Origin of the sequence: Clostridium sp. UBA1056, assembly GCA_002316385.1 — a bacterium.
GTDB lineage: Bacteria > Bacillota > Clostridia > Clostridiales > Clostridiaceae > Clostridium_J.
This window is the reverse complement of the sequence record DCDL01000047.1, coordinates 1-8,641: the sequence shown is the minus strand read 5'-3', so window position 1 is coordinate 8,641 and position 8,641 is coordinate 1. Positions and strand designations below refer to the sequence as shown.

The window sequence follows — 8,641 nt, the reverse complement described above, 5'->3', positions numbered from 1 at the left end:
TACAGCAGTTTTGCTAACTTCTCCACCTACTTCTACTACTTTCTTAACTAACATCTTATCTGCTAAAGATTTTTGATTTTCAGATAACTCAGTATTAGTTATTATCATCGGTGAACCTGTTTTAGCTGCAAGAGGTGAAACTACTAATGCGTCTACTAACTTCATACTTTCAGTTACATATATACTATTTTGCTCTTTTGCAAATAGATTTTCTATAACTAGTGCATTAGTTTCGTATCTATCAGCACCACCTATTCTATTATTAGTTATATCCTCAGATGTAATCTTATTTAAATCCTTTATAACTGAATTTTTAACTACACTTTCTCCACCTATAACATAAGCTGATTTAAGTTTTTGATCCTTAAGCCATGATAATACCTTCTTAGGAACACTTTTAGTTTCTACTAATATTATTGGAGTTTTATCAGTAGCTGCCTTAGATGCAATAGATAAAGCATCTGCAGGAGCATATCCACCTGCTACATAGATATTTTCTATATTTTTTTGTCTATCTAGATGTTTAGCTATTTCTAGTGAAGTTTCATATCTATTCTCTCCACCTAATCTTACTACATCTATTCCCATTTCAGTCATTTCTTTAACTGCAGCCTCTGACACAACACTTGTGCCTCCAACTACATAAATTGTTTTAACACCTAATCTGCTTAGCTCTGCCTTTGTAACATCAGGTAGACCATTAGCTTCAGTTAATAATATTGGAGCATCATAGTTTGAAGCAAGAGGTGCTGCTACTAGAGCATCTGCATAAGCTAAACCATTAGCTATTACAGCCATATCTGAATTATCCCAGCCAGCTTTGCTAACTTCTACTGCTGTTTCATATCTATTATTTCCATATAATCTAACAGTAGATTCTACAATTTTACTAACCTTATTAATAGTTACTTCCTTAACTGTAGTATTTCCAGCATCATCTATAGCTTCGATAGCTATCTTATTTTCACCGTCTTCTAAATTTACTTCATAAGCCAAATCATATTTAGCACTTGGTAAATCATTGAAGTATGACCAGTCTGGTGCTATAGTTTTTGCTATATTACCATTTACCTTAACTTTTAAGCTTGGTAGATTATCACTTATCTTACCTGAAATTATTATTGAGTTTTTAGTAGTTTCAGTTGGTATAGCCTCAAGCTCAATTGTTGGAGCTGTAGTATCTACAAATACTTTATGAGCAAATTCTATCTTATTATTTGCAGCATCTTTAGCAGCAACCTTGATACTATGGTATCCATCTTCTAACTCTACTTCTGTTGAGAAGTTCCACAGGCCAGTATGAGTATCAAAGGTTAATGGTACATTCTTTCCATTTATAGTAAACTCGGATATTGCAGAAGCATCCTTCACTGTACCTGCAACAGTTACTTTACCATTATTTAATATTCCAAAGAATTCTGGACCTGTTAGCATTACTGTAGGAATTGTAGTATCTCCCTGAGCTGGTCCTGTTGGTTCTTTGTATTCTCCTGTAGTTGCTTCTGTTACCTTAACGGATGTTTTATTTTGTGCATAGTCATAAACTTCTACAGAGCACTTTGTATAATCTAACTTACTTAAATCAAACTGTCCTGTTGCATTTTCTTTTACTGCTTTACCATCACTAATAAGCACATATTTATAAATATGTCCCTGGTTATTATCTTCTGCAACTACTTCTAATTGTTTAGTATCTTTATTGTAATTAACTTTATTTACTGTAGGTGCTGTTGTATCAACATTTACTTTAAAGTCAAAGTTTTGCCAATCAGCATTTTCATAATCTACTTTACCCTTAACTCTGTAGGTATATGTGCCATCTGCAACTACTTTATCGTTAACAGTTCCATCCCAAGTAGCTGATGTAAGTATTTTGGAATTTTCACTTCTACCTCTATTAAAATAATGTTTTTTTACATTTAACTCTTGTGCTAAACTTCTTATAACCTCTCCATTACTATCAAGCACTTCTACTTGTAATTCTTCCATATTTCTCAAGTATGATAATACAGGAGTTATAGTATCAATTGCTCCATCACCATTTGGTGAGAAATCAATCTTATTTCCATCTGGATTCTTTCCTGCAAGATCAACACCTAGGAAGCCATATTTACCTCCACCTTTATCAGTGGCTATTGAAGTATATGGATAGAATGCAGTTCTTTCTTTATCATAGATTGATGCATCTATAGCTGGAGCCTTATCCCATTCACCTTTGAAGCCCATATATGGAATACTTAAAGCTGGATTTGTATCTGTAGGATCAGTTAATGTTACAAAGCCCTCTACGTATCCACCATTTACAAAAACTTCTTCAATAGACTTTCCATTAAATCCTGTTATTGCATTACTTAAATCCACTGTAGTAGTTATTTGAGTCTTACCTTTTGGCGCTACTTTTACTGCATTGTTACTAAAGGATATCGGGAATTTGTTAGTATTCTTATCAACTATATTTTGTGCTTCTAAATAGGTATACTTTTCATCCACTAAATCTGTTTGAACAGTACCTTCTACATTATATGTTAATTCTTTATCACTAAAATTTTCAACTTCTATAGTAAATACAGCACTATTTCCTTTAATTTCTTTTAAATTAATCTTACATTGTCCAGTATCTGTATCTGTAACTATAGCTGGTGTAGTTGTAGCTGCCTGAAGGTCCATAACACCAGCACCTTGTCTTCTAGGCGATGTATAATTAGCTCCTGCAACAACTCCTGCTGCCTGATTTTTTCCATTATCTATATGAGTTATAGCTGTACTCATCATTAACTTTTTAGCCATTCTAGCTCTTGCTTCACCGGTTAAGCCAAAATCTTTATCAACCCTTTGGAGTACTAGTGCTGATCCACCAGCAACATGTGGTGATGCCATAGAAGTACCACTCATATCTGCATAGCTATCATTATTATCTGTTGACCATATTCTTCCACCTGGAGCAGTAATTTCAGGTTTAAATTCTAAGTTTGGAGTTGTTCCCCAAGATGTAAAACTTGACATGCTTCCTGCTTTCGGATTAGCAACTGATACAGTATTTCCATTTGCTACAACTTTAACTTCCGAAGTTTTTAATTGATTTATAATTTTACTGCCATAGGAATTACCTATAAACAACGCTGGTATAGTACCTCCCTCTGGATATGGCATATCCCAAAGCCCATCTCCACCACTAGTACTATTATAAACTATAACTGCAATAGCCCCAGCTTTTTCAGCATTAGCTATCTTAGATGTGAAATCATATGATCCACGTTGAATTAAAGCCACATTACCTTTAGCCTCTGCTGGGAAGTGTTCTGGTAGACCACCTAAACCACAATTTACTACTTTAAGCTCCTGTCCCTTTAAAACAGATAATATATCTGTTCCTGCACTTGTATATGGAGCTCTGAAATCTTCACCATTAATTGAGAACTCTAATCCATATCCACTAACAATATTATTATTATCTATAGAAGCTACTTGAAGAGAATCTGTTGCTAGTCCTGGAGCACCAACAACACCATATTCAGGGTTTGCAGTATATGGATTATCATATCCATATCCAAATACATTAGCGTTACCTGCAGATAGTGCCATAACCACACCATTTTCTACAGCTCTATTAATAGCAGCTTGTTCTAGGTCTTTATCATCTACAAAGGATGCTGTTGAACCTAAACTCATATTGATAACATCTGCACCAAGAAGTACGGAATCATCTATAGCTTTAACTACAACATCTCCAAAAGTTGAGCTCATAGATGGGTCATTCCCAAATACCTTCATGGCAAGAATTTGTGCTTCTGGAGCAACTCCCTTAATTCCACCATTGTCAACATCTCCATTAGCTCCTACAATACCTGAAACGTGCATTCCATGTGAAGCACCTTCACCTAAGTCTAAAATTTCTTGATTCTCATCCATGTAGTTATATCCATAAGGAACTTTTGAAGTTCTATAAGTACCTAGCAATTCATTTTTCTTAGATATAGCTTGTATCTCATCTTCTTGAAGTTCGCCTTTATCTTCATTTGTAAGAACCATATCTTTATGTGTTGAATCCATACCTGAATCAATAACTGCTACTACTGTACCCTCACCATTATATCCATTAGCCCAAGTCTGCTTTGTTTTTATGATTTCACCACTACTATCCATCATAGGTTCAGGTCTTTCATATTCATTAGCAATAGTAACAGATTTAACTCCAGATATCTCTTCAATTTTCTTAGCTTGTCCTAATGTAGTTTTCGCACTAAATCCGTTAGCTACACTAGTAAAACTATTTATTACTTCAAAGTCAATTTTCTTAGAATTCATTTTTCTCTGTACTAAGCTTTGTTCCTTTAAAACTTGATTTTGTAATTTTTCAACTTCAGACTTATTCATTTCATCGAGTTTTATTCCATTCTTAGTAGCCTTTTCAATTACAGCTTCACTCTCTAGTTCTACAATGATTCTAACTTGGTCAGAATCATTAAGTGTTTGAAGATCTGGTTCTTCCTGTATCTGAGCCTCTAAAACCATCTCTCTTTCTTTGCTCTCTCCCAAGGACTTAACTAGCTCATCAGGAGATGCTAGGGCTGTCATACTGGAACCTAACGCTATAGATAGAGCTAGTCCAATAGATATACCTTTTTTAAAGTTCATTAAATTACCCCCTTAGTATATAATTCTTCTAATTATACGCGCATATAAATTTCTTAACTTATGCTAATTTATCTATATACTTTTGAGAATATTTTAACAATATAATGAGATATTTCAAGGGAAAAATTAACTCATTTTTCGTTATATTATCTTTTCTTGTGCCAATTTTCAGAATATTTACATTTTATTGCATGGAAATTTTTTATTATTTCAACCCTTTTAGTCATAATAACTTTAGAAATTACATTTTTTTCATTATCAAATTTAAAAAACTTTTTTATTTTTATGTTTAATTTATTAATAACTGATGAATAAAAAGCTGAAGATCTCTCCTGTCATTATTGCGTAGCAGTCGTACTGTAAAGAATGGTAAAAATAAAGCAACTCAGAGATGCCTAGGTAAAATTCTACAGAGCCTTTAATTTAAAAAGCAACTAAGCCTTGGTATGTGCACCAAGGCTTAGTTGCTTTTTAGCTAATATATATTAAACATATTAATATAATCCTCTAACTTTTAAACAACTTGTTCGTATAATAATCATAATAAAATATTTAATACACTATTTAAAAAGTAAGATTTTCATACTCAATTAAAGTTTGAGATGATTTTATAAATTTATCTTAGAAATAGTATGGTGCAGAATCAACTCTCTCTCCACCTATCATAACTTCAAAATGTATATGAGGTCCTGTTGCCCAACCAGTAGCCCCAACATTAGCTAACTGTTGTCCACCAGATACTGTTTGTCCAACACTTACTGATATTGATGAGTTATGAGCATATAATGTACTAATATCTCCATGGCTAACTACAACTACTTTACCATATCCATTCATTTCACCTGCATAGGTTACAGTTCCATCCTTAAGAGAATATACTGGAGCACCATATGGAGCACCTATATCTATTCCATTATGAAATTCTTCACCTCTGCCTACTGGACTAATTCTATATCCAAATGGAGATGTTATAGCATATCTAGTTCCAGTTATTGAATACATTCCATTAGTAGATACTTGACTAGAAGATGATTCACCACCAGATGGTTGAGAGTTAGATTGAGAATTCTCTTGGGAATTTGCTTGAGAAACTGAGTTTGAATCTCCACGAGATGGTCTCTTGGCAGATTCTTCCATAGCTGTTATACTCGCTAAAATTTCTTTAGATTCAGCTTCATTTTGAGCTAATAACTTTTCTGCTACCCCTAAGTCCTCTTCAGCCTTTGCCATAAGTCCCTTCTTTTCTTCTTTTTTAGCATTTAACTCTGCTAAACTAGCATCCACTGTAGTCTTTGCCTCTTCTAAGGTTTTCTTTTCATTAGCAGATGCTTCTATATTTTTACCTAACTCTTCTTGCTTTACTTTATATTCATTTATCACATCAGTATTAAAAGAAATTAAGGTATTAATTGTATCTAACTTTGCAAAAAAATCCGAAAATCCTTCAGCACTAAGTAAAACTTCTAGATAGCTTGTACCTTGATCTTTGTATAAAACCCTTAATCTTTTATTCATTAAATCTTTATTAGCTTCTAATTCCTTCCTAAGCTCATTAGATTTTTGCTCTAGTTCTTTTATTTTCTCAGTTGATTCAGAAATTTGTGAGTTTAGTTTGTTAACTTCACTATACAACTTGTCCATATTACCGTCTAAATCTGAAATTTCACTTAATATGTTATCTTTATTTTTTTCCAATTCTGCAACTTTAGTCTTATTATTCTCGATTTCTGTTTGAATTTCCTCAGATTTACTTTTCGCATTTGATAAGTCATCTGCTAATACTGTTGATGACATTAAACTACAGCTTACAACTACTGCCGCTATCACTCTTAGTTTCTTATTCATGGTTTTCCTCCTAATGGTAACCTTTATAAGCATTCTAATATTTACAGCTTTTAAATAAAAAGGTTCAATTTTAAAATTAACGTTATTTATTAAAGTTCTATGCCTTATATTCGCTAAAAAATTAACATAATAATAAGGTTTTTATACATACTTTTACCAATATCTACTTCCAATTCTAGCAACGTACATCCCCCTTGTCAATACAACTAAGGTATTTGGTATAAATTTCATATTTTTTAGTGAATAAAATATATTCATGTATAAACAAAAACTCTAGACTAAAAGTTAATAGTCTAGAGTCACTTTATCTACATAATTAAATTTTAAAAATTTATTCTACTACAAGATTTTTCTATGCTTCAAACTCTATAGTTTCAGGTTCAATAACTGTTTTATCTTCCTCTTTTAAATCATCATCTTCTTTTTTATTTAAAGTTAATCCCTTTACAAGATCTACAAGATCTATCCCTGTTAAAGAGTTAATAACTTCTGGAACTTCAGCCATTATGCTTGCTATATTCTTTGATACCTTAGCTGCTCCCCCTTGGCCTCCATTATCTATAATAACCATTTTTTCAGTTTTAGATAATGGTTCTGCTATATTCTTAGCTACCTCTGGAAGTTTTTCTGCTAACATTTGAATGATAGCGGCTTCTCCATACTCATTATAAGCTTCAGCTTTCTTCTTCATAGCTTCTGCCTCAGCCTTCATTGCATCAGCATTTGCCTGTCCTACTAATCTTATAGCATCAGCTTCTGCCATACCTTTAATTTTTATTGTTTCAGCCTCTGCTTCAGCTCTCTTAATCATCAAAAATCTTTCAGCTTCTGCTGCTTGCTCAGCTTTATACTTATCAGCTTCTGCTACCTTTTTAACTGCAGATTCAAGCTCTTTTTCTTTCTTACGTACTTGTTGCTCTGCTATATCAGTTTGTCTTTGTTCTTCAAATAATTCTGCATCTTTTAAAGTTTCCACAACCTTCTTATGAACTATATTCTTTTCAACCTCATAAGCAAAGTCTGCCTTAGCTTGTGCCTTTTTCTCTTCTTCCTTAAATGATTGAACTTTTAATTCTTTATCCTTATTAGCTCTAGCGATTTCAGCTTCTGCAAATATTTGTGCTTCCATTCCAAGTCTCTTTGCTTCAGCAGTCTTTTGCATTTCTTCTCTCTTAGCTTCTGCCTCAGCTATAGCTGCATTTTTCTTGACTTCAGCTATTTGTTTAGCACCAAGAGCTTGAAGATATCCTTTAGTGTCATCTATGTCTCTAATTGTGAAGGTCTTTATTTCAAGTCCCATTTTTTCAAGATCATCCTTTGCAACATTTTCAACTTCATTTGCAAACATCTCTCTGTCTTTATATATTTCTTCAATACTCATCTTTGAAACTATTTCTCTTAATTTACCCTCTAGTACATCTTGTACAGTTTCCTTCATTACTTCAATAGTTTCTCTTTCTTTTCCAGTATTAAATTGCTCCATTGCCAGCAATACACTGGCAGAATCTGATTTAACCTTTATTATAGCTACCCCATCAGTATCTATAGGTACTCCGTTACTATCTAAAGACTCATGAGTCTTTACTTCTACTTTCATGTTTTCAAGTGATATCCTGTTAGTTTGTTCGAAAAATGGAACTACAAATCCTCCTTTACCACTTATAACCCTTCTCTTAAGTCCTGTAACTACAATTGCTTTATCCTGTGCAGCTTTCTTCCAAGTAATACAAATAAGCCAAATGATTATTAAAACAAGAAATATCCACCCTAAGTTGTCAGTAATAATTTCTAATAGTCTTCCCATTTACACTTTCCCCCTAATTATTTTAGACATCTGAAAATAAATAATAAGTCANNAAGTCAAAGATGGGAAGTATATTTTGAGTTAGGCACTTGAAAAGAAATAACAAGCTAAAGGTTGAAGCATATTTGTCACGAGACTAGGAGTTAAAATCCTTTCATAGTGCCGCTATGTAATGGTTTTGACGACGACGTATCGTGGCAAATAGGCGAAAATACTGGCTTGTTATTTCTTTGATTGTGCCTTAAACAAGGAAACAGATTCTGCAGATAGTAGCACTATCTAAGGGTTATGTTGACGCAGTATAACACAAAATAGACGAGCATTCTGACTTATTTATTTTTTGAAGATGCCTAAAGT

General features: G+C 33.1%; 3 protein-coding genes. All 3 read right to left on the bottom strand.

Annotation, left to right across the window (positions count from 1 at the left end; genetic code table 11):
• Positions 1-4,635: cell wall-binding repeat-containing protein (locus B3W71_RS11605; protein WP_346889090.1), on the bottom strand; the 4,635-nt coding region annotated here is incomplete at its 3' end.
• A gap of 621 nt (positions 4,636-5,256) precedes the next feature.
• On the bottom strand, positions 5,257-6,480 hold the full coding sequence (locus B3W71_RS11600; protein WP_346889089.1) for a murein hydrolase activator EnvC family protein: 1,224 nt from the start codon (positions 6,478-6,480) through the stop codon (positions 5,257-5,259).
• Positions 6,481-6,832: 352 nt separating this feature from the next.
• A complete protein-coding gene (locus B3W71_RS11595; protein ID WP_346889088.1) occupies positions 6,833-8,284 on the bottom strand; it encodes a flotillin family protein in 1,452 nt (483 codons plus the stop codon).
• Positions 8,285-8,641: the final 357 nt, after the last annotated feature.